The following is a 21853-nucleotide window of genomic DNA, read 5'->3' as shown; positions in this document are numbered from 1 at the left end:
GCTACAGTCTTTTTTGGAATACTTTTGAATTACGACCATTGTGATAGGCGGTGCGGCGTGGCTCAGGCAATTGATCTGCGCTCACTTCGATAAAACCTTGCTCCACAAACCAGTGTGCGGTACGGGTGGTCAACGCAAATAGGTTGTGCAGACCATGACTGCGAGCTTGCTGCTCTAAAAAGGCGAGCAAATCTGCACCACGACTGCCATTACGATAATCTGGGTGAATGGCAATGGACGCCACTTCTGCTGACTCGTCATCTAAGGGATGCAAGGCTGCGCAGCCCAAGATCATACCATCGCGCTCGATCACACTATACAGCTCAATCTCCTGCTCTAAGCGCTCACGTGAACGCTGGACTAAAATGCCTTGTTCCTCAAGAGGGGAGAGCAGCTCAATTAAGCCTACCACATCATCAATGGTGGCACGGCGAATCTCTTCATAAGGGTCATGGCTAATGAGTGTGCCTGAGCCATCACGAGTAAACAGCTCCTCTAGCAGTGCCCCATCTTCAGCATACGAGATGATGTGTGTACGGTGGATACCGGCACGACAAGCTTGAGCGGCGCAGTATAAGAAGTAATAAATCTCACGGTCCAAGTCACGATCACGTAAGAAGCGGTCCACTTCATTAGGGATCATAGCGTGTAGCAAACGACCCTCTTCATTAATTCCCGTCTCATTACCTAAGAAAATCAGCTTATCGGCATTGAGTGCAACGGCCGCTTTAAGCGCCACATCTTCTCCAAGTAAGTTAAATACTTCGCCGGTGGCCGAGTAGCCCATTGAGCCTAGGATGACGATATGATTGTGAATAAGATTGTTTTTGATGGCTTCAACATCAATGGAGCGCACTTCGCCGGTCATTTGATAATCAACGCCATCACGGACACCATAAGGTCTGGCAGTAACGAAGTTGCCTGAGACAGCATCGATGCGTGAGCCATACATGGGGGAGTTGGCAAGGCCCATCGAAAGCTGAGCTTCGATCTGTAAGCGAATCGCACCCACAGCTTCTAAAATGGCGGGCATGGCTTCGCGCGGCGTGACTCGAATGTCTTTATGTAGTGGAGAGTCTATACCCAATTTATCTAAGTTCTTCTCAATCTGGGGCCGTGCACCATGCACTAAGACTAAGTTAATACCTAGACTGTGCAGTAACGCAAAGTCATGAATAAGATTGCTAAAATTAGGATGGTTTACAGCTTCGCCGCCAAACATAATGACGAACGTTTTGCCTCTATGGGTATTGATATAAGGAGCTGAGTTTCGAAACCAATGAACATAGTCTGGCGTTATTTTTGGCATAGCAGTATCAATCATATGAAAATATCACAATAGGCTTAAGGCATAAGGGAATGAAATAAACGCTTTTACGATAGCAAAAAATGCCAACTTGGGCTATCTTTATTTTAGGTGTAAGACTGAGGCAACTGACTTAATACAGATAATTACGTGAATTTGTCGCATACTATCGATTTATGTCCTTATACTGTAAGTTTGCAGTATTTTTAAATCATAAAGATAATAACAACAGCAAAGACACTGCGGCGCTTACTACCTAATGGCTGACTTTATTTAACCCTTGTTTATCACCCCACTTCAAAAGGATACGTATTTTATGAAATTTTATGCATCAACTTCCTCTAAATTGGTCACAAAGCTTGCCGGCAGTATGGCCATTGGCTCAATGCTATTGGCAGGTAGCGTAAGCGCTCAAGCTATGTTACCCACACCAGAGCCTGAAATGAGCAGCCCAAGCAATCAAGCCAATGCCGCCGCCATGCAAGCTACCCAGGCGAATCAAGTTGTGTCTAAGACTGTGGCCGCCTTAGTTAGTGTGGATGCTCAAGGTCAGCCTACTTTGAAGCCTATTGATGCCAATACTCGCCTACAAAAAGGCAATGTGATTGAGTACCACAGCTATTTTACCAACACCGGTAAAGACCGTATGCGTAAAATGGATGTGACCATGACTATTCCAGAAGAGGTGAAGCTCGTCGGTCAAGTATCACCCGATACAGCCTCTGCCAGTATCGACGGCACCAACTTTAGTCATATGCCACTGCGTGGTAGTATTAATGGCCAAATGCAAGATGTGCCACTTGAGTACTATAAGAACTTACGCTGGACCATAGAAGGCTTGGGTATTAATGAAACTGCGGTGGTTAAATATCGCGCCATCGTAAAATAAACACAGTTTATTGTATAAAAAAAGCCCACTATCAATATGATAGTGGGTTTTTCAATTTGGGCTTATTCAATGGCAAAGATTGCGTGTCAATTATTGAGCCGATATTGCACGTGAGCCTTAGCAATCGCTGCGCGGATGGCTGGCAAGTTTTGCTCGGTGGCAGCAGCGCCAGCAGCAATGGCTTTTTCGCGATCTAAGGTGGTAATGGCACTGATAGTCGCTACATCAGGGCGAATGACCACATCAGCACGGCCTATTTCTGCCTCATTAATCGCCGCATAGTGTTGACGGTAAGCTTGAGTGGCTGAGTCTTTAGCACTGCTATTAAGATAGCTATTATAGCCTTGTTCAATTAATGACCACAGACTGCGGTTGGCATCTTTGATACCCGATGGAGAGGTGTTTTTATTTTTATTTATTTGTAGATCCACCGCAATTACAATATCTGCACCCAGTGCTTTGGCGCTATCCACGGGTACGATACTGACCACCCCGCCGTCGATATATTTTTTACCCACGATGCCTGACGTCTTAGGATCAGGAATACGGGGAGCAATAAATACATTAGGGACACTACTTGAGGCCTGTACAGCAAGTCCAGCTTCACCTTGGGTAAATACGGTCTTAGCTAAGCTGTGCTTTTCAGCCGCCACTGCGCCAAAGCGAATGGGAAAGGCTTCAATGGGCTGATTATTGACCTGTAGATTGACAAAATCACGCAGCTTGTTGCCCTCGATGATACCTTGATAAGCTAAGGTAAAGTCGGTCAGCTCGCTGTCTGCAGTAGTGCGGGCAATGCGCTCAAGTTCGGCAGCAGATTTACCACTGGCATAAAGACTGCCCACAAAGCTACCGACGCTGGTGCCTACCACCAAGTTTGGGTGAATGTTATTGGCCTCCAAAGCTTTAATCACACCTACATGAGCAAATCCCTTAGCGCCGCCGCCACCTAATACCAAAGCGATGGTTGGGGCAGAGGCAGTAGACGTCGCTACATGTTGGCCAGATTTGCCAGAAGCGACAGATGAGGTATGACAAGCGCTCAACAGCAGCGTAGAGGCCATGACCGCTACACAGGTTAAGCCGGTCTTTTGGCCATTAAAAGGCAAGCCAGCTCTAGTCCTCATTGTATAAGTCTTCAGCCACGGGGGTTAATTCAAGCAGTTTGATAAAGCGTCCTTCCACATCAATGATGGAGATGTGCCAGCCTTGAGTAGTCACGCTTTCACCTTCTAAGTCGCCCACATAGCCCAGCTCCTGCATGACTAGCCCGCCCATGGTATCAACGTCGGTGTCATCAAAATTAGCATTTAGCTCTTCATTGCAGTCTTCAATGAGGGTTGAGGCCTGAACAATCCAAGTATTGGGTTTTTCGGGGTGAGGAATGATGTTATTGATGTCACTGTCTTCTTCAAAGTCATCGTGCTCATCAACAATGTCACCGACGATTTCTTCGAGCAAGTCCTCCATCGTGACCACGCCCACCATGTTACCAAACTCATCGACCACAACAGCCATGTGCACTTGAGTACGCTGTAGTGAGCGCAACAGCGTGTCAGAGCGTGCGGTTTCGCTGATATATAAAGGTTGACGGATCAATGACTTTAGGCGAAAAGAAGTATCTGCATCTTCATCTTGACGAATCATGTTGACCAGCAAAGGAATTAGGTCTTTGGCCAATAAGATACCAATGACGGCATCATCATCTTGACTGTCAAACACCGGATAGCGTGAATGACTGGTCTCCATGATCATGTCCATAATATCGCCTAGAGTATCATGCTCACGAACTCCCTCGACTTGAGGACGCGGGGTCATAATCTCACGAACTTGCGTGGCGGGTAGGTCAAGCACCCCTTCCAGCATATCTACGGTATCGGCTTCTAAAAACTGGCGTGAGTTTTGGACCAATTTTATCAGCTCGTCCCGGGTTTCGGGGGCAGTATGAAGCCAGCGCTTTAAGCCGCGCATGGACCAGCTGGTTGTGCCAGAATTGTCATCAGACATGGGGGGAGTATCACCTCGTATGGTTATTTAGTTGCTCTCACTTTATCCCAAGGTGCATTTATATTCAACGCCCAAGGCTACTATTTTCTCGTCTATTTTGTATTATCCCTGTGAGCTTATTTGCTAAGTTACGGACACTAAAATAAACTTACGGCAAACCTAGCCTTTGGACGCCTCCCACTTATGACCAAAATCAACCCCTCTCATACTGCTAATCTGACCAAACAGCTTGTGGTTAAGCCCCCGCAGGCACGTATTTCACCGCTCATAAAAGCAGGCGTAACTCTAGCGGTACTACTGGCTGCATTATGGGCAGGCTTGGTGCTGTGGATACATTTGGTGCCCCTAGGGGGTCTGCGAGTGATTATACTGCTGGTGCTTGGTGTGGGCGTTGGGTTAACTTTAAAGTCGTATTGGCAGCAAGCGCTGCACTGGCAAAAACAGCTGGCTCTACTGTGGACGCTGTGGCTGATGCTTTTGATGTGGTTTGTCTGGTTGCCACCTAAGCAGGATAGACACTGGATGCCAGAGGTGAGTCAAGTGCTACAGTTCACCCAAGATCCCCAAAACCCCAATCTGATTACCTTGCATAATGTACGTAACTTTGACTGGGTACGAAGCACAGGCACTCAGCCTCTACCGCAGCCTGAGGCGCCTTATTATTATAAAGTGGCCAGCGATGACACAAAGGAAGTAGTCGCCACCGAGCGCTGGAGCGAGCGTACGGTAGATTTAGACAAGCTGAGCGGGGTAGATATTGTCAACTCGTACTGGATGGGTGAGCAAATAGCGCACACTTTGCTAAGTTTTCGCTTTGAAGATGAGCGGCCACTGAGCTTCTCTATTGAAATACGTAAAGAAGAAAGTGAGTCATTCTCAGCGTTTGGCGGATTTGTAAAACAATTTGAAATGGCAGTAGTGGCCGCAGAAGAGCGCGATATTATTTATACCCGTACCAATGTACGCGGTGAGCAAGTATATCTGTTGCCTATTGAGGGGATGAGCAAAGCGCAGATGCAAGCGCTGTTTAAGGCCTATTTGCAGCAGGTCAAGCAGCTACAGCAGCAGCCCATCTGGTATAACACTCTCATTCGTAACTGTACCACGGTCATATTTGATATGGCACGTGCCATTGATGGTAGGGACTTTCCTTGGGATTATCGCATCTTGATGTCCGGCTATGTGCCAAATTACCTTTATGACCAACACCTATTGCCTAGGCAGACAGAGAATTGGCGTATTGAGCAATGGTATAAAGCGGCGCATATCAATCCCAAGGTGGCACACTTTAGCGTTGAGAACAATCAAAGCGCAGACAGCTACTCAAAGCAAATCCGTCAACAGATACCGCAGCCAGCTTTAGTGGCTAAGGCAGACTAAATATTACGCATAAGTACCTGAGGTAATATCTCATCTTTTAATACCCACCAAGTGATGGGATCGGTAAGTTTTCCAAAAAACGGCTCAAAAGGCGGGGAGATGAAAATAAACATCAATAAAATAGTATATAGCCCCAGATAATAATAGCGCTGAGAGTCTTGATAAAACTTCATGGCTGTACCCGATGAGCGCTTCAGACGACGGTTTAATAAGTCAACGCTATACGCTTCATCTAAGCACAAATGTACCAGTGAGCCTAACAATAAAAAGGATCCATAAAACCAGCTAATAATGGCGGGTATATCAAAGATATAAAAGTTCAGACACGTCAGCCCCAGTGCCAATACCAGCATATAAGGAACCGAGTGGATAATACCGCGATGCACCGTCAAACGGGTGAAAATAGAAAAAACCCCATAGCGCACAAAGCCATAGCCTGCCAGCCATAACAGTATCATTGAAACCAGCGACAGCTCACTGCGCCAGTGAATCACCAACGCAAAGGCAGTCGCCAGTGACACAAAGTCAAAGCCCATTTTAATTGGCGTGGAGTTGTCAGAGTCGATATCAGGCAGCAGGCCGCCCACCGTGCCTGCCAACACACACATTAAGAACTGCTGAGCATCTACCAAGCCTGCTTTATAAGTAATCAAGCCCAAAACCCCACTGACTGCAAAGCCGCCAGTAAGGTGGGTTTTAAAATTTGCCACAGAATATTAGCCTATCAATCAAAAGAGGGTGATAAAAAATAGGTAGCTGTTGATTACGCAACCGCTACCTATGCAAACAGAGGGTTAAACCCTTAATCTCTAAGAGCTTTGCTCAGTGAAATTAAAAGGTTTTTTGCTGCAATATTTGCTCCATACGCTTGGCCAGACGAATATCATGGCTTGAAATACCGTTTAAGTCATGGGTAGTCAAACGCACGTGGACCTCATTATAAATATTGGTCCATTCAGGATGATGCTCGAGCTCTTGGGCGCGAAAAGCGGCTTGAACCATAAAGCTCATCGCCTCGACAAAATCATGGAAAATAAAGGTCTTGACGATAGCATTACCTTCTTTAACCCAGCCTTCTAAATCTTGCAATTGCAGCTCTACTTGAGAGTCAGTGAGATGGCTCATAAAGCCCTCCTAAATAAGTCAAAGATACCCCTATAATAATACACCAGAGCACGGCAAAACAGCCTCTAGTATATTATATTTGCTTTATGGGAATTGTAATGCCTAAGTGTGTATTATTGCTTATATTTTTTTATAAACCACCTGGGTTTTTATGGCTATTTTACCAGGTCTTGGTACGCCTCATGTTTGTTAATATAGGAGGCTACGAATGAGCACTGTGGCACTACTTTTTTGTTCTCAGTACGGGCATAGTCTAGGGCATGCTTCACCAGCGCCGACCCCACGCCTTTACCACCAAGCTCTGATGGCACGATAGTGTGGTCATATACAATGGCATCGCCTTGATCTTGATAGCTGATAAATCCTGTATGACCATCAATTGTGGTTTCAAAACGGTTTTCAGCGGTGTTATGAGTGATATCGATAGATTGTGTCATAAACTACTCCCTAATAAATAGTAAAGTGGATAGTGCTTTTAATTCATGGTTAAGGTAGAACAGTTAAGCCCTTAAATAAGTAATAGACCGATTTATAAGTTTTATTACTCACAGATTACTAAAGTGTTGGGGGGTATTTAGAGCGCAAACTGTAAGTAAAATGTCCAAATGATAAGGGCTGACTTTTAATGATTACTTTAGCATAAAGCGCTACAATTCATGCAGTGTATTGTTATAGCTTTTGGGTGATAACGTAAATAGGCCCCCGTTTGTGGCAATACGCTGATAATAGCTATGAAAAAGCCATACAATAGCAGGAAAACCACAACATAAGATGATAACTGTAGGCCAATATGCGATAATGCTGCTTAACCGTATATTCGATTTCTAATTGCTTTTTTATTTGATTTTTAATCAGACCTAACCCTGATAATGGAGTCTTAATGGCACAATATATTTATACCATGAACAAGGTATCAAAACTTGTTCCGCCAAAACGTGAAATTCTAAAAGACATTAGCTTGTCTTTCTTTCCTGGCGCAAAAATTGGCGTTTTAGGCATTAACGGTGCGGGTAAATCAACACTGCTACGCATCATGGCTGGCGTGGACACCGATTATAGTGGTGAAGCTCGTGCGCAGCCCGGTACAAAGATTGGTTACCTGCCTCAAGAGCCACAGCTAGATGACAGCAAAGATGTACGCGGTAACGTTGAAGATGGTATGCGTGAGGCGTTAGATGCGCTGACCCGTCTGGATGAGATTTATGCAGAATATGCCGCCCCCGATGCCGACTTCGATAAGCTGGCTGAAGAGCAAGGTAAGATGGAAGACATCATTCAGGCTTGGGATGCGCATAACTTAAATACTCAGCTTGAAAAAGCCGCCGACGCACTACGTCTGCCACCTTGGGATGCCGATGTAAGCAAACTATCGGGTGGTGAAAAGCGCCGTGTGGCACTGTGTCGTCTGTTGCTATCTCGCCCTGACATGTTACTGCTTGACGAACCGACTAACCACTTGGACGCAGAGTCTGTGGCGTGGCTAGAGCAGTTCTTGAAGAACTTTAGTGGTACCATCGTTGCCATTACCCACGATAGATACTTCCTGGATAACGTGGCCGAGTGGATTCTTGAGCTTGACCGTGGTTATGGCTACCCTTATGAAGGTAACTACACTGAGTGGCTAGAGCAGAAGAACAAACGTCTAGAAGAGCAGCAGAAACAAGAAGAATCATTTGCTAAAGCGCTGAAAAAAGAGCTTGAGTGGGTGCGTAAAAACCAAAAAGGTCAACAGGCCAAATCTAAGTCTCGTATCCAGCGCTTTGAAGAGCTAAACTCAAAAGAATTCCAGCAGCGTAACGAGACCTCAGAGATTTATATTCCACCAGGCCCTCGTTTAGGTAACAAAGTGATTGAGGTAAATAACATCTCAAAATCTTTCGGTGATCGTCTATTGTACGAAAACCTAAGCTTTAACGTACCACCAGCGGCCATCGTCGGTATCATTGGCCCTAACGGTGCCGGTAAGACCACTTTGTTTAACATGATGACCGGTCTTGATAAGCCAGATACCGGTTCGGTTGAGCTCGGTGAGAGTGTCAGCGTCGCCTATGTGGGTCAGGTGCGTGATAACCTTGATGATAACAAAACCGTGTGGGAAGAAGTATCAGACGGCTTAGACATCATTAAAGTTGGCGACTACGAAACCCCAAGCCGTGCGTACATTGGCCGCTTTAACTTCAAAGGTCAAGATCAGCAAAAGCTGGTCGGTAACCTATCTGGTGGTGAGCGTAACCGTCTGCAATTAGCAAAAACGCTAAAGCAGGGCGCCAACGTTATCTTACTGGATGAGCCATCGAACGACTTGGACGTAGAAACCTTACGTGCCCTAGAAGACGCGATTCAAGTATTCCCAGGTACCGTATTGGTTGTTTCGCATGACCGCTGGTTCCTTGACCGTATTGCAACCCATATCTTGGCGTTTGAGCCAGAAGGCCCTGTATGGTATGACGGTAACTACTCAGAGTACGAAGCATATCGCAAGAAGACTCTAGGGGATGATGCTGGTCCTAAGCGTATGAAGTACAAGAAGATTAGTGGCTAACGCTAAACGTCGGCATCTATAAAGCAATAATAGGGCATAACTGAATTTCGGTTATGCCCTATTTTTTATCTGGGTTGTTTTTATCTGGACTATATATAGATAGCGCTTTTAGAGGATAAATATGGTACCTACTTATACATACAGCTTTTAATATTTTAGGCAGGTTATTAATAAATAACATTATTTTTTATGGACAGGGTCGTTGTAATTTTTTTGTTAACAAGCAATGGCAAGCCATACTAAACAATATTAAATATATTGTTTAGTATTTTTTATTTAACAATTAATTTAAAAAATAGCTCTAATGATTACTATATCTAATAAATAAAGCGCTGCGACGAGAGAGGATGAGTATTTATAGATAACAAAAAGAGTTCATATGAGTAGTATTCATCCTGATATATGTAACTTAATTTAAATTTATTAATTAATGATTATTTTAAATGCAGTCTTATTATCACATTTAGATACAAAAATAGCAGCTAAACGGTTGTTCTTTTTGCTAATTTAAATGATGAAGTGTGTTTAACAACTGATTCACTATTAACTATAGGTAACAAGTGGTGGCAATTGTAACGACAGCGTTAATTGTAATAATAATGTCATATTTATCTGATTAGATGAATCATAGATTTGATTTTATTATTAAGTTGATGTGATAGAGCTTCATCTCTGTCAAATCTATCTTAGGGTGTAGATGAGCTTCAACAATGAAGATAGGTTTGGCAATAATTACTAAAAAGGGCACGGTTATGAATCACACACAAGCTTTTAGATTATCCCCTCAAGGCCGGATTGCAAGCGCAGTCAGCATGGCGCTGGTATTACCTTTTATGAGTGTTTCTGCACTTGCAGACAATATTAAACCCGTTGGCGAAACCAGTGTGAGCCAAGTAGGTAATGTCGATGTTGTCAATATTGCTAACCCAAACTCAAAAGGTCTTTCTCATAACCAGTATAAAGACTTTAATGTGAGTAAATCGGGCGCTGTATTAAATAACTCACTGACCGCTGGTAAATCACAGCTTGCAGGTCAGCTTGATGCTAATAGCAACTTAACGGGGACCGCCTCTGTTATCTTAAATGAGGTGGTCAGCAAAAACCCATCATTGTTGTTAGGTCAACAAGAAGTATTTGGGATGGCTGCTGATTATGTACTTGCTAACCCTAATGGCATTACCTCTGAGGGCGGCGGTTTTATTAATACCAACCGTGCGTCGTTGGTTGTGGGTACGCCAAATATTGCAAAGGAGCGTCTAGAGAGCTTTAATGTGGGTGACCGTCAAAGCAAGACCTTAACGGTGAGCGGTGATGTGAATGGTGCACAGCGTTTGGATTTATTGGCACCAAAAGTAGATATCAATGGCAATATCACAGCAACGGATGCCATTAACGTTATTTCAGGGCGTAATAAAGTAGATTATGACACGCTTGAAGTAAGCGGCTTAGAGCGCTCTCAGCCCAAAGTAGTGTTAGACGGCCAAATCCTAGGCAGTATGCAATCAGGCCGCATCCGTCTGCATAATACAGATGAGAAAGCGACACAAACTTTGCAAGGTCAGTTTACTGCTGGGCAAGAATTTGATGCCACGGCTGCTAATTTAGCGGTTGTTGATAGCACTATTAAAGGTGGCTCAGTTGATTTAACAGGTCGTGATAACTTGTCTGTTGGCGGTGATGTTACAACGGCCCGTACGGACAAAGAAGTCACTAAAGAGGAGCTTGAAGATAGAGTGACACTAACCCATTCAGGCTATCAAGAGACCCAGGCATTTAATGGCTCAAGCATCGCCGGTACAGACGTTGCACTAGCAGGCGGTGATATCACCGTATCAGGCAGCCAAGTGACAGGCGATAATATCAGTGTTAGCGGTGAGACAGTTGATTTAAGTGGTGTGACCACAACCGATACAGACAGCACAACGACCCGTAACAGCAAAGGCTTGTGGTTTAATGAAGATGAAACCTTAAACAAAACCCAGCAGTACCATCAGTCAAGCCTAGATGCTGCCGATCAAATTAATGTCAGCTCTGCGGCAGATACAAGTATTGCAGGGACAGCGATTAATGCGAAGACTGTAACGGTTAATACTGGTGGCGATTTGCAAGCATCTGCTGAAACCACCGAGAATTCACAAAGCCAAATCAATCGTTATAAGCGTGAAACGGCTGCCTTAAAATCAGGTGCGCACACTCAAACGGATGCGACTCAAGCCGGTCATCAAACCGCTATTAATGCTGATAGCGTGGCATTAAACAGTGACGGTGAGCTGGGTTTAGAAGGTGTACAGCTAACGGCGGATAGCGCTCAATTAACGGCTGATAAAGGGCTGAGTATTGCAGGCACCACCACCACAAATCGCCAAACAGATGAAGAAGACTTCAAATATTGGGGCGGTATCGGTGGCGGTGAAACTCACATTGATAACAAACAACAAACCGCGGTTACTGGCAGTCAAATCAAAGCCAATAACGTAAGCTTAGCCAGTGATACAAATGTCAGCGTCAATGCCAGTTCAGTTACTGCTGACGATACACTGGATATCAATGCAGGTGAGGCACTAGAGGTCGCTAACGGTTTTGCAAAAGAGCAAGACTATAGCGAAGATCGTCACGGTACAGCCTTTAATATCACCGATAAAAAGTCAGCGACAGATCGTGTTGCGACATCTGCAGTTGCTAGCAGCTTAACAGCAAAAAATATGAGCTTAACTGGTGACAGCGTGACGGTTTCAGGCAGTGATGTTTCAGCAACTGACCGCCTAAATGTGACCGCAAACAGTGAGCTAAATACAGAAGCTGCCAATGCGACTGATATTACCAAAACTGAAACCTATGATATTGAGAGCGGTACAGAAGCCAGCCTTAATGTTGATTTAAGCCAAGGTTTAGCGGCGTTTGATAAGCCAGATTTATTTGAATCAAAAAGCTCTATCAAAGGTGTGACCACACTAACGACGACTGGTACAGGTAGCGCCCGTGGTAACACGCTACAAGCGGGTAATGCTGAGCTTAATGCCGCAGAAATTAACTTAAATGGCAGTGATTTAACCGCCGCACAAAACACCACTATCCGTGCAGATAATGTGACAATCGGTGCCAGTGAAGCGCTGACTGCAGTTGATAGCAAAGTGGCTAAGAGCACCGGCCCTGAAGCTTATATTAGAGGCGGCGTAACGGGTGTTGAAGTTGGTCTAAGTATTGGAACCGATCAAATTATTGATGAGCACAATGAGTATCAGGCCGTTAATTCTAGTGTTAACGCAGGCGAGAGCGCCTCATTAACGGCGACTGAAACCTTAGCCAATAAAGGGGCACAGATTACAGCGGCTGACGTACGCTTAAGCGGTCAAGACATTACCAATGAGGCGTCTTACGACCGTGTGGTTGATCGTAATGTTGTGGCCGGTGGTGATGCCGCATTAACGGCTTTCGCAGGTATCAGCCCAATTATTGGCGGTGCGGTTAGCTTATCTGGAGACGGTATTGGTCAAACCACTGAGGTCAAAACAGCCCATACGACAGCCATCAATGCTGACAATACCGTGACAGTTGATGCGGCCAATAGTGCGGTTGATGCCGGTACCCAAATCAAAGCCAACAGCATTAATATTAAAGCAGATGACTATAATGGTACTTCTGCATATGATTCAACGGTCACAACCACGCACAGCGGCCGCGGTGATGTAGGCGTTAGCGCCAGCAGCAGCACCTTAGCCGATGTGACCATTGGTGTTACTGGCAGCGGTGAGTATGACTACTTACAAACCGGTGATGCAAAAGCGGTTAAAGGCCAATTAAACGCAAAAGAGGTTGCGATTAATGCAGGCACACGTGCGACAGCGGCACAAGATGTCACGGCAGATAACTATACGCTTAGCGCCGGTGAAGAGGCGCGTATTGGACAAAATGATGACAAGCAGTGGACCACTGTAGGCGGCGGTAAACTTGGTGGTTCAGTGGGTCTGACGGTTATTCCTGCCACAGCCGCAGCGGGCGCAGTCGTTGGTACGCCTTCGTTTAATGGTCAAGCAGGCTTTAATTACCTAAGCGTAGAAGACTCACAAGCCAAAACTGCAAATGTAGATGCACAAAAAGTAGCCGTAACAGCTCAGCAGTTAGCACAAGTTGATGGCGCAACTATCAATGCCGATGAGGTTATCATAAAAGGCAACCGTGCTAATATCGCAGCGGCTCAAGACAACCATCGTGCGGTTGGTGTCGCTATGGACGGTAATACAGGGTTTTCACTAAATATTGCTGATACTATCCTTAGTAGTGATGACATCGGTGTTGGTGGTCACTTAGGTGTGGTTAATGAGACTGGTAATAAAGCGCACGGCGCTACCGTTAATACCAGTGACTTAACCGTGACCGCAAATGAAGCAGATGATGCGCTGGTTGTCGAAGGCGCCACAATCCATGCGGATAATGTGAGCTTAACCAATGACAATAAAGACGGTAACGTTGCGGTTATTGCCGCCGAGTCTCGTAATAAAGTAGGCAATGTTGGTATCGGTGGTAATGTCTCTGCCAATGCAGGTGAGGGCAGCTTTAATACCGATAATATCGGTGCTCACTTAAACATTGAGTCAGACAACAGCCAGTATTATCAGCTTGGTGAAGTCAACGCTGACCGCATCGCTATAAATACTGGTAAGGATGTGACATTACAGAGTAATATCGATGCAGGCAGCCTACAAACCGTATCTGGTAATGATCTGACTATCAGCTCAGCACAAGATGTGGTGAGAAAAGTAGAGGTAGATACTGATCTTGCAGTGGATGGATCACCTATTCAATTTATTGCAGATGCCGCTAAAGGTGATGTGCTAGGATTGCTAAAAGATGACTTTAATAACGGAACTATCTTAGGCGTTAGCGCTGCAGGTAGAGCGGGACTTGAAGTTGACCATCAGCAAACGACGCACCACGCCACAGTGACTGCGGATAATCTTGATGCGTCAGTGGGTAGCAATGATATTGCTGTCAAAGCTGCCACCGTCAGAGCCGCTAATAGCAAGCTGGGTGATGCAAAGATGAAAACCACCAATAATGATGACTTTGTGCATAATGTTGGTGCAAGTGTAGATGCAAAAACCTTTAGTATCCCAGGCTTTGTTCAAAGCATCCCAAGCTTGGTTCAAGATACCTTTGAAGGCAAGCCGCTAGATTTACCTGTTCATGTTGATGCTAATTTTAATTGGGATGATAACGATGGCGCTAATACCAAGGCAGATGTTAAGCTTTAACGCCTCGCTGTAGCAGCTATTATTTTTATAGATGCTTTGTACGTTATTCGAGCCCATACCTGTCACAGGTGTGGGCTTTTTAATCCTCCATGATAGATGTTGAATGATTATGTTATCACCTTTTATAACGTCCGCTATTAATAGCAACAAACCCTCTTTTAAAACCAGACATGAGTCTCACGGTTATCTACGCAGTACGCTGCTAGCTCTAATGACCAGTGGTGCTGTATTGCCTGTCGTAGCGGCGGCTGCCACAGGAGATATGAGGAGTGCCGCAGCGATTAATAACACTTTGGCCTCTCCTTCAAAGCAGACCATTGAACAACAACAAGCTTGGCAAGAGTCATTACAGCAGCAGCGTATTGAGGCACTGCGTCAGTCGCAGCAAAGCGGCAATGATCAAGGTGCAGATGCATCGGCTAATACTCAGCCCAGTCAAGCTGATCCAAGCACGGCGGCTTGCCTGCCTATTCAGCAAATCACGTTGAGTGACATGCCGCAGTTAACTCGATCCGTGCAAGCTAAGCTGCGTCAACAAGCCAGACAGCTGTCTGTAGATAACAAGGAAATGACGGCTAACTTGCAGACTAATTCGCAAACTACAGCGTCGTCACCAAACACACAGGCAGGGCAGTGTGTGTCAGTATCTGATGCTAACGATTTGGTGCGTGCGATTACTGAAGCGTATCTGGATGCTGGTTACTTTAAGATTAATATTGTCCCGACCCCTGCTAAAGCCGGTCGTTTTGTTTGGCAAGTATCGGTCGCTAAAATTACCGAGATAGACAATCAAACCAAGCTTCCGACCGCACGCTTATTTGGCGATATTATCGGCAAAGCGGCAAATATGGCGACACTGGATCAAGCGGTCAGTCATGGGGAGCGTGTGATTGATGGGCAATTGCTACTCGATATTTATCCTGTCGGTCAAGATGTGCGTATTAAGGTCAGTCAACAAGGCGACGTTGATCCGTTTAGTGCCGATATACAGTGGCGCTATGATCCAGATGACAGCTATGGTCATAACTTAATTCAGCTCCATGGCACCCTACGCAACGTATTAGGTCAGGCAGATTATACCTCGATATCTATGGAGCAAAGCCTACGTGATAACTACGGCTATGATGAGGACAATCAGCGTCGTAGTGCCAGTATTTATACTCTAATTCCGAATGGCCGCTGGCAGTGGTCAGCACTATTTGCAGCAGATGAGTACAAACGAACCACTCAGCTGCCAAACTCAGTACTTGAGCAAGAAGGGGACAGCTGGCAGGCCAATATACGTGGCGATTATATGTTCAAGCGTGACCAAGACAGTATTACCACTTTATATGGTCAGGTCGCTCACCAAGAGGTGACCAGTGAGCTGCTGGGTAGTCGGTTAGATATTCAAAGCCCCACATTAAGCAGCGGCCGCTTAGGTATCAGCCACACCAAGCTTTTTGATAAGCGCTCAAGCACTGATCCGAGTAAAATCACTACGGGGGCGTGGGTGGTCGACTTAAGTGCTGAGCAAGGATTTGGTAATCATGATAATCCAGCGACTGAGCAAGGCCTAGAGGATGAGTATTTACGCTGGCTGTTGTCAGGTTACTTCACCCATCAACACCCCATTATTGAGTCTGGTCAAAGTAAAGGCTATTGGCAAATGACACATGAGCTACAAGCACAGTACAGTGACGATCAGCTATTTGGTGTCAGTCAGCAGTCGCTTGGTTCAACTTACTCTGGAGTGCGCGGTATTGATAATGCTTACAATGCGGCAGAAAGTGGGGTCACGCTACGTAACACTCTAAGCTATGAGCCGAGTCAAGCAGACTGGAAAACCTTTGGCACTCAGAGAATACGGTGGTCGCCTTATGTGGGTGTCGACTATGGGGTGGTCAAATACAGCGACCATCGTTTGGATGATGATACCAGTGATGCAGTCAGTGGCACGCTTGGTCTAAAATTGACCGCCTATGATGCACAAGATCCCTCGTTTGATAGACGATGGCAGCTGGATGTGAGCGCCAGTCGTGCCCATACCGACTATGCCAATCGAGAAGACGATGGCTCACAAGATACAGAGATATCAGCCGCTTGGCAGTGGTTCTTTTAATAAGCAGCACCGCTCATTAGGTGATATGTCCCGTCCTAAAATAAGTTGATGATTTTAAAAAAGACAAAAGCCAGATACTAAATTTAGTATCTGGCTTTTTTGTGGCCAAGCGCTTAGCTAATTTAGATGCTTAGACTAGTCTAAGAACTTAACCGTCCCTGAGGTACCGGTACTCATGGCGTCATTGGCCAAGGCGTTTTTTTCGATAATCGCTTCTGGATCAGGGCGCCGCTCAGTATGGCCACACTGTGTACACTCGATGTATTCATCAGGCTCAGGTTCAAATACCCGAACCTGTACCACAGCATCCATGGTCTGACATTTTGGACAGCTGACACCGGCTAAGAACTGACGCTTAGGGCGAGTAGATTGATAGCGCATCTTAGGCCACCTCGTCATCTATAAAGCCGCCATGACGCAGTAGTGCCTCAATGCTGGCTTCACGGCCTCTAAAGGCCTCAAAGTTGGTCTTGGCAGGCAAACTGCCGCCTACCGCTAAGATATTATCGCGGAAAGATTGACCGGTGTCTGCATTAAAAATCCCCTCTTCCTCAAAGCGGCTAAAGGCATCCGCGGACAATAGCTCTGCCCATTTATAAGAGTAGTAACCTGCTGCATAGCCCCCAGCGAAGATATGACTAAAGCCATTAGCAAAGCGGTTGTAATCTGGGGTATCTAGGATGGCAATATCATCACGCACACCATTTAAAGTCGCTAAAATGTTCTGATAATCGGGTGCCGGTGATTGGGCATGGATGAGCAAATCAAATAAAGCAAATTCAATTTGACGTAAGGTCTGCATACCGCTTTGGAAGTTTTTGGCTGCCAATAGTGCCTCAAGCTGCTCTTTTGGTAGCGCCTCACCAGTGTCAACATGCGCACTAATAAGTGCGATACCCTCTGAATGCCAAGCCCAGTTCTCTAAGAACTGACTGGGCAACTCCACAGCATCCCATTCAACGCCATTGACGCCGGCCACATCGCTAACGCTCACTTGGGTTAATAAATGATGCAGGCCATGTCCAAACTCATGGAACAAGGTCAGTACTTCATCATGGGTCAATAAACTTGGCTTATCGGCAGTTGGAGGTGTGAAATTACCCACCATAAAGCACACAGGCAGTTGGCTATAAGCATCATGTGTACTGCCAGTATACTCATAACGGGCCTGAAAACCGCTCATCCAAGCACCGCCACGTTTGCCGCTGCGAGCATATAAATCGAAGTAGAAACCGCCAATTAAACTGTCATCTTTATCAAACAGCTCATAAAAGCGCACATCGTTATGCCACAGTGCCACTTTGTCAGACTGCTCTATGGCACGTATCCCAAACAGCTTGTTGACAATGGTAAATAGCCCTTCAATCACTTTAGGCAGAGGGAAATAAGGACGGATTTCTTCTTGTGATAAGTTGAATTTGGCCTGTTTTACTTTTTCGGCCAAGTAGGCAGTATCCCAAGGCTGAATCTGCTCGATGCACAGCTTAGCAGCTTCTGCTTGTAACTGTGCTAAATCAGCCTCGGCAGCAGGCATAGCTTTGCTGGCCAAGTCACGTAAGAAGCGCTCTACTTGCTCAGCACTGTCTGCCATCTTGCGTGATAAGGAGACTTCAGCATAGTTGTTAAACCCCAAAAGCTGTGCTTTTTGAGTGCGCAACTGTAATATCTGCGCCATGATATCGCTGTTATCCAGCGTCTCTTGTTTGGCGTTTGTGTGGCTATCAAACTGTGAGGCACGAGTGACATACGCTTTGTATAATATTTCGTGCAGCTTACGATCCTCAGCATGAGTCATCACAGCCAGATACACTGGGATATCTAGGGTAGCCACATACTCAGGCTTATCTTGCATCGACGGGTCGGCGTCTTGCTTGGCGATATACTGCTCAGCTGCTGCTTTGAGCATGGCAAGACCACTTTCGGTAATGCCGGCAAGCTGCTCATTGCTTAAAGGTAGCGCAAAGGCCTGTGTGGCATCCAAAATATTGTCTGAGAACTTAGCAGATAAGGTCGATAACTGGCTTTGAATATCAGCATAACGGGCCTGCTCTTCGGCAGCTAGGCCAATACCAGACAGCTCAAAGCTTTGAATAGCAAGCTCAATAGCACGCTTGCGGGCAGGCTCTAAGCTTGCAAAGAATGCGCTGTCATTTTTGATGGTTTGATAGCGGCTATAGAGGTTTGTTTTGACCCACACGGGTACCAAAGGCGGAGAGGGCAGGCAGCAAGTCATGATGCACATCACGGATATCCTCATTACTCATCACGCTATTAAGATGAGACAAAATACCCCAACTGCGGTCTAAGTCTAGGCCAATATGGTCAAACTCGATAATATCATCCAAAGCCTGCTGAGCTTCAGCCGGTGCACTGTGCTGCGTATCTAATTTATCCAAAAAAGCGGTGCCTTTCGCTAAAGCATCAGTTACCTGCTTTTTGAGCCGCTCTGGGGTAACTTCAGAGAAGTTGACCAGATGTAAATTTGGATCAATATCTTTGGTATAAGAGGTAGGGTGCATAAATGAATTCCTAAAGCTAACAAGCGAATGGACAGTAATAAAAGGGATGTTAACTTAACTACCGGCCAGCCACATAACAGTCTAATAACAGCCGGCTAAATAGTAACTGTAAACAAATTAACAGCTTAAAGTATAAGAAATCCTAGGTTAATACTGTAAAAATAGGCGACAAAATACGCGCTTTGTAATAACTATTGAGCCTATCAGCACAGATTACAAGAGGCCAGTTGCGCCCTTATCTGCTGATTGTGCGATTAAGCGATGTTTAGGGCAATTTGTTTATCGCCGTTGTTTTTATGGTTTGTCTGTAGTTTTGTCTGCAGTGAGATTGTAGGAATACTTGATAGACAAAAAGGGCGACTCACTTAATTACACAACACACACAAGCTATTAAGTGCCCTCAACATTGCTTTACAAAATCATGTGGCAGATAGGGTGTTTAGTTGTTAAGGTGAATTATATAGTCAAAATAAACAATAATTTTAAGAAAGCAAAGCAACAATAATCCAAAGCAACAATAGTCCAAAGCAACAATAATAAGGAAATTTTTATGAAAGCGACTTTGAAAAGTTTACGCGAAAGCACAGCAAACCCTGCGGTAAGTATCTTTGTAACCACGCACAGACAGCATCCTGATAATGAGCAAGACCCTATTTCTTTAAAGAATCAACTTAAAGTGGCGCAAGAGCGGATTACTAATGAGTACGATAAAGGGACAGCGGCGGCTATTATGGACAAAATCCATGCCGAAACTGATCATCTAGACCACAACTATAACCTAGATACCTTAGCGATATTTGCCAGTACAGAAGATGTCCAGGTTATTCGTCTGCCTTTTGATGCCAAAGAGCGTGTGATTATCGGTGAACGTTTTGCGACCCGTGATTTGGTTCGTGATATGGCAAGTGCTGTACATTATTACGTGGTGGTACTCGGCCGTGACCAAGCCCGCCTGATTGAAGCGGCAAACGGCCGTGTGATCAAAGAGTTTGATCAGAATGACAAAGCGCAAAACCACATGGAAAGTATTCCCTTTCCTATTGAGAACAACAGCCTTTATAAAACAGGCGATGGTGGCTCTGATCGTTCAGCGAACAACGAAAACAGCTACCTAAAAGAGTACTTTAACCGTGTGGATAAGAGTGTTCAGGAGCTGTGGGGTGAGCATAGAATGCCACTGATTTTAGTAGGGGACAACCGTAACATCAGCTATTATAAAGAAGTCTGTGATCGCCCTGATAATATCATCGGCGCCGTATCTAACGTAACCGATTTAGAAAATGGCAGTGCTCAGCATATAGTAGATGGCGTACAAGAAGCCGTTGAAGCATATCGCAGCTCACTGCATGAAGCGGCGTTAGGCGATATTGATAAAGCGCGTGGTGTAGAGATGCTGCGCACAGATTTACAAGAAGTTTACCGTGCAGCCTTCCAAGGTGCGGGTGAGACCTTGTACTTGCGCCGTGGTTATATGCAGCCTGCAACAATCGATGAAAAAGCGCAGACGTTAGAATTAGCAGAGGATCCTACTGCTGACGGGGTAACCGATGATGCGGTGGGTGAAATTATTGAACAGGTCATTCATAATGGGGGTAAGGTGGTATTTATGCCGCAAGACATTATGGATGAACAGATGTCGATTGCTTTGGTAACTCGCTATTAGCCTCAAATCGTATCATCCAAACAGCGCTAAACCCAAGCTGCTGTGAGTGATATAAAAAGACACTGATTTATAATCAGTGTCTTTTTTATTAGGTTCATAAGACGGGTTTATTAAGCCGATAAGATAAGTGAGCTATTAAGTCTTGCCAAATAATTGCTAACAATATACTGCATTAAAAAACGAATCGACCTCAAATCTTAAGCCCAATCCATATTATAATCATCCAGACAAGGCTAAGCATAAGCGCTCATAATAAAAATAAAGCCATTTTAGTTCACTCACTTTGACACTATTAAGTATATTGATAATGATAAATTCCAATAGCATCACCATTACCACCTATAACATCCATAAAGGCATGTCTCCGCTCAATCGCCAAGTTGTGACCAAGCAAATAGGCATGGCTTTAAAAGACTTACACCCTGATATCTTATGTCTACAAGAAGTGCAGGGGCAAAACCTTAAACGTATGGTCAAATACAACGAATACCCCAATCAATCGCAACATGAGTGGTTTGGTGAATATCTAAACTGCGCACATAGCTATGGTAAAAACTGCGAATATGAAAATGGTCACCATGGCAATGCAGTGCTCAGTCGTCATCCACTTGACCCCAAGCACAATGTAAATATCACTGTAAATAAGCTTGAGCAAAGAGGCGTGCTGCACTGTGAAGTGTTGCCTTTGGGTTGGCCTGAGCCGGTGGTGGTGCTGTGCGCTCATTTAAATCTGTTAGAGAATGATCGTCAAAAGCAGTATAGAGCCATTGCTGAGTACGTCAATGACACCATTGATCAAAGCCGGCCCCTTATCTTAGCGGGTGACTTTAACGACTGGAAAAAAGTCTCGTGTCAAAGATTGGCGCATGAGCTTAATATGACAGAAGCTTTTATGCAAAAACATAAAAAGCTGTTGCCCACTTATCCGGCTAAGCTGCCGGTACTAAGCCTTGATCGTATCTATGTACGTAACCTCAAGGTTAAGCGGGCTTGGGTGCATAAGGGCAAGCCTTGGTCTGAGCTATCGGATCATTTACCCATCAGTGCTGAGCTGAGCTTATAGGGGACA

At 45.2% G+C, this 21853-nt stretch carries 14 protein-coding genes and 1 pseudogene; 7 read left to right on the top strand and 8 right to left on the bottom strand.

Translation table 11 applies throughout. The features are described from left to right. Window position 1: 1 nt before the first annotated feature. Window positions 2-1324 carry an amino-acid N-acetyltransferase gene (argA, locus tag DLE54_RS10830; RefSeq protein WP_011961462.1) on the bottom strand — a complete coding sequence of 441 codons (1323 nt, stop codon included), beginning with the start codon at window positions 1322-1324 and terminating at the stop codon, window positions 2-4. 298 nt (window positions 1325-1622) lie between these two features. Here argA and DLE54_RS10825 point away from each other — a divergent pair, with 298 nt between their 5' ends. Then, a complete protein-coding gene (locus DLE54_RS10825; RefSeq protein WP_011961461.1) occupies window positions 1623-2195 on the top strand; it encodes a hypothetical protein in 573 nt (190 codons plus the stop codon). An 86-nt stretch (window positions 2196-2281) separates the two neighbouring features. Here DLE54_RS10825 and DLE54_RS10820 read toward each other — a convergent pair whose 3' ends face one another. Next, window positions 2282-3322, bottom strand: a complete 1041-nt coding sequence (locus DLE54_RS10820; RefSeq protein ID WP_110817147.1) for a patatin-like phospholipase family protein — start codon at window positions 3320-3322, stop codon at window positions 2282-2284. Beyond that, on the bottom strand, window positions 3312-4202 hold the full coding sequence (locus DLE54_RS10815) for a CBS domain-containing protein (RefSeq protein WP_110817146.1): 891 nt from the start codon (window positions 4200-4202) through the stop codon (window positions 3312-3314). Before DLE54_RS10815 ends, DLE54_RS10820 begins: the two co-directional genes overlap by 11 nt. 183 nt (window positions 4203-4385) lie before the next feature. Here DLE54_RS10815 and DLE54_RS10810 point away from each other — a divergent pair, with 183 nt between their 5' ends. After that, window positions 4386-5582 (top strand): DUF4105 domain-containing protein, encoded by a 1197-nt coding sequence (locus DLE54_RS10810; protein ID WP_110817145.1) that lies wholly within the window; start codon window positions 4386-4388, stop codon window positions 5580-5582. On the opposite strand, the gene DLE54_RS10805 is transcribed toward DLE54_RS10810, so the two are convergent. From DLE54_RS10805 to DLE54_RS10795, 3 genes are all read right to left on the bottom strand, one after another. Further along, window positions 5579-6292, bottom strand: a complete 714-nt coding sequence (locus DLE54_RS10805; protein WP_110817144.1) for a metal-dependent hydrolase — start codon at window positions 6290-6292, stop codon at window positions 5579-5581. The two genes, DLE54_RS10810 and DLE54_RS10805, sit on opposite strands and share 4 nt — an antisense overlap. A gap of 121 nt (window positions 6293-6413) precedes the next feature. Continuing rightward, window positions 6414-6707: a 4a-hydroxytetrahydrobiopterin dehydratase gene (locus DLE54_RS10800; RefSeq protein WP_011961456.1), complete on the bottom strand. Its 294-nt coding sequence runs from the start codon at window positions 6705-6707 to the stop codon at window positions 6414-6416. Window positions 6708-6862: 155 nt separating this feature from the next. Further along, window positions 6863-7144: a GNAT family N-acetyltransferase gene (locus DLE54_RS10795; RefSeq protein WP_110817143.1), complete on the bottom strand. Its 282-nt coding sequence runs from the start codon at window positions 7142-7144 to the stop codon at window positions 6863-6865. 443 nt (window positions 7145-7587) lie between these two features. Between DLE54_RS10795 and ettA the strand changes: the two genes are divergently transcribed. From ettA to DLE54_RS10780, 3 genes are all read left to right on the top strand, one after another. Further along, window positions 7588-9249, top strand: a complete 1662-nt coding sequence (ettA, locus tag DLE54_RS10790; RefSeq protein WP_011961454.1) for an energy-dependent translational throttle protein EttA — start codon at window positions 7588-7590, stop codon at window positions 9247-9249. Between the two features lie 752 nt (window positions 9250-10001). Next, the gene (locus tag DLE54_RS10785; protein ID WP_162617745.1) at window positions 10002-14501 is read left to right on the top strand and encodes a hemagglutinin repeat-containing protein; all 4500 of its coding nucleotides are present in this window, start codon (window positions 10002-10004) and stop codon (window positions 14499-14501) included. A gap of 103 nt (window positions 14502-14604) precedes the next feature. Beyond that, a complete protein-coding gene (locus DLE54_RS10780) occupies window positions 14605-16602 on the top strand; it encodes a ShlB/FhaC/HecB family hemolysin secretion/activation protein (RefSeq protein ID WP_110817141.1) in 1998 nt (665 codons plus the stop codon). Window positions 16603-16737: 135 nt separating this feature from the next. Here the strand turns inward: DLE54_RS10780 and DLE54_RS10775 are convergent, their stop codons facing one another. Both DLE54_RS10775 and DLE54_RS10770 read right to left on the bottom strand, forming a co-directional pair. Next, window positions 16738-16983, bottom strand: coding sequence for a YheV family putative metal-binding protein (locus tag DLE54_RS10775; RefSeq protein WP_011961453.1), 246 nt, complete (start codon window positions 16981-16983; stop codon window positions 16738-16740). Between the two features lies 1 nt (window position 16984). Beyond that, window positions 16985-19121: pseudogene (locus DLE54_RS10770) on the bottom strand (M3 family metallopeptidase). A gap of 550 nt (window positions 19122-19671) precedes the next feature. Between DLE54_RS10770 and DLE54_RS10765 the strand changes: the two are divergent. Then, entirely contained in the window at window positions 19672-20784 is a 1113-nt protein-coding gene (locus DLE54_RS10765) for a hypothetical protein (RefSeq protein ID WP_110817140.1), read from the top strand. A 307-nt stretch (window positions 20785-21091) separates the two neighbouring features. Then, entirely contained in the window at window positions 21092-21847 is a 756-nt protein-coding gene (locus DLE54_RS10760) for an endonuclease/exonuclease/phosphatase family protein (protein WP_011961450.1), read from the top strand. Window positions 21848-21853: the final 6 nt, after the last annotated feature.

Origin of the sequence: Psychrobacter sp. YP14, assembly GCF_003209315.1 — a bacterium.
Taxonomy (GTDB): Bacteria; Pseudomonadota; Gammaproteobacteria; order Pseudomonadales; family Moraxellaceae; genus Psychrobacter; species Psychrobacter raelei.
Note: the sequence above shows the minus strand (reverse complement) of the source record. Positions and strands in the feature narration are given on the sequence as shown.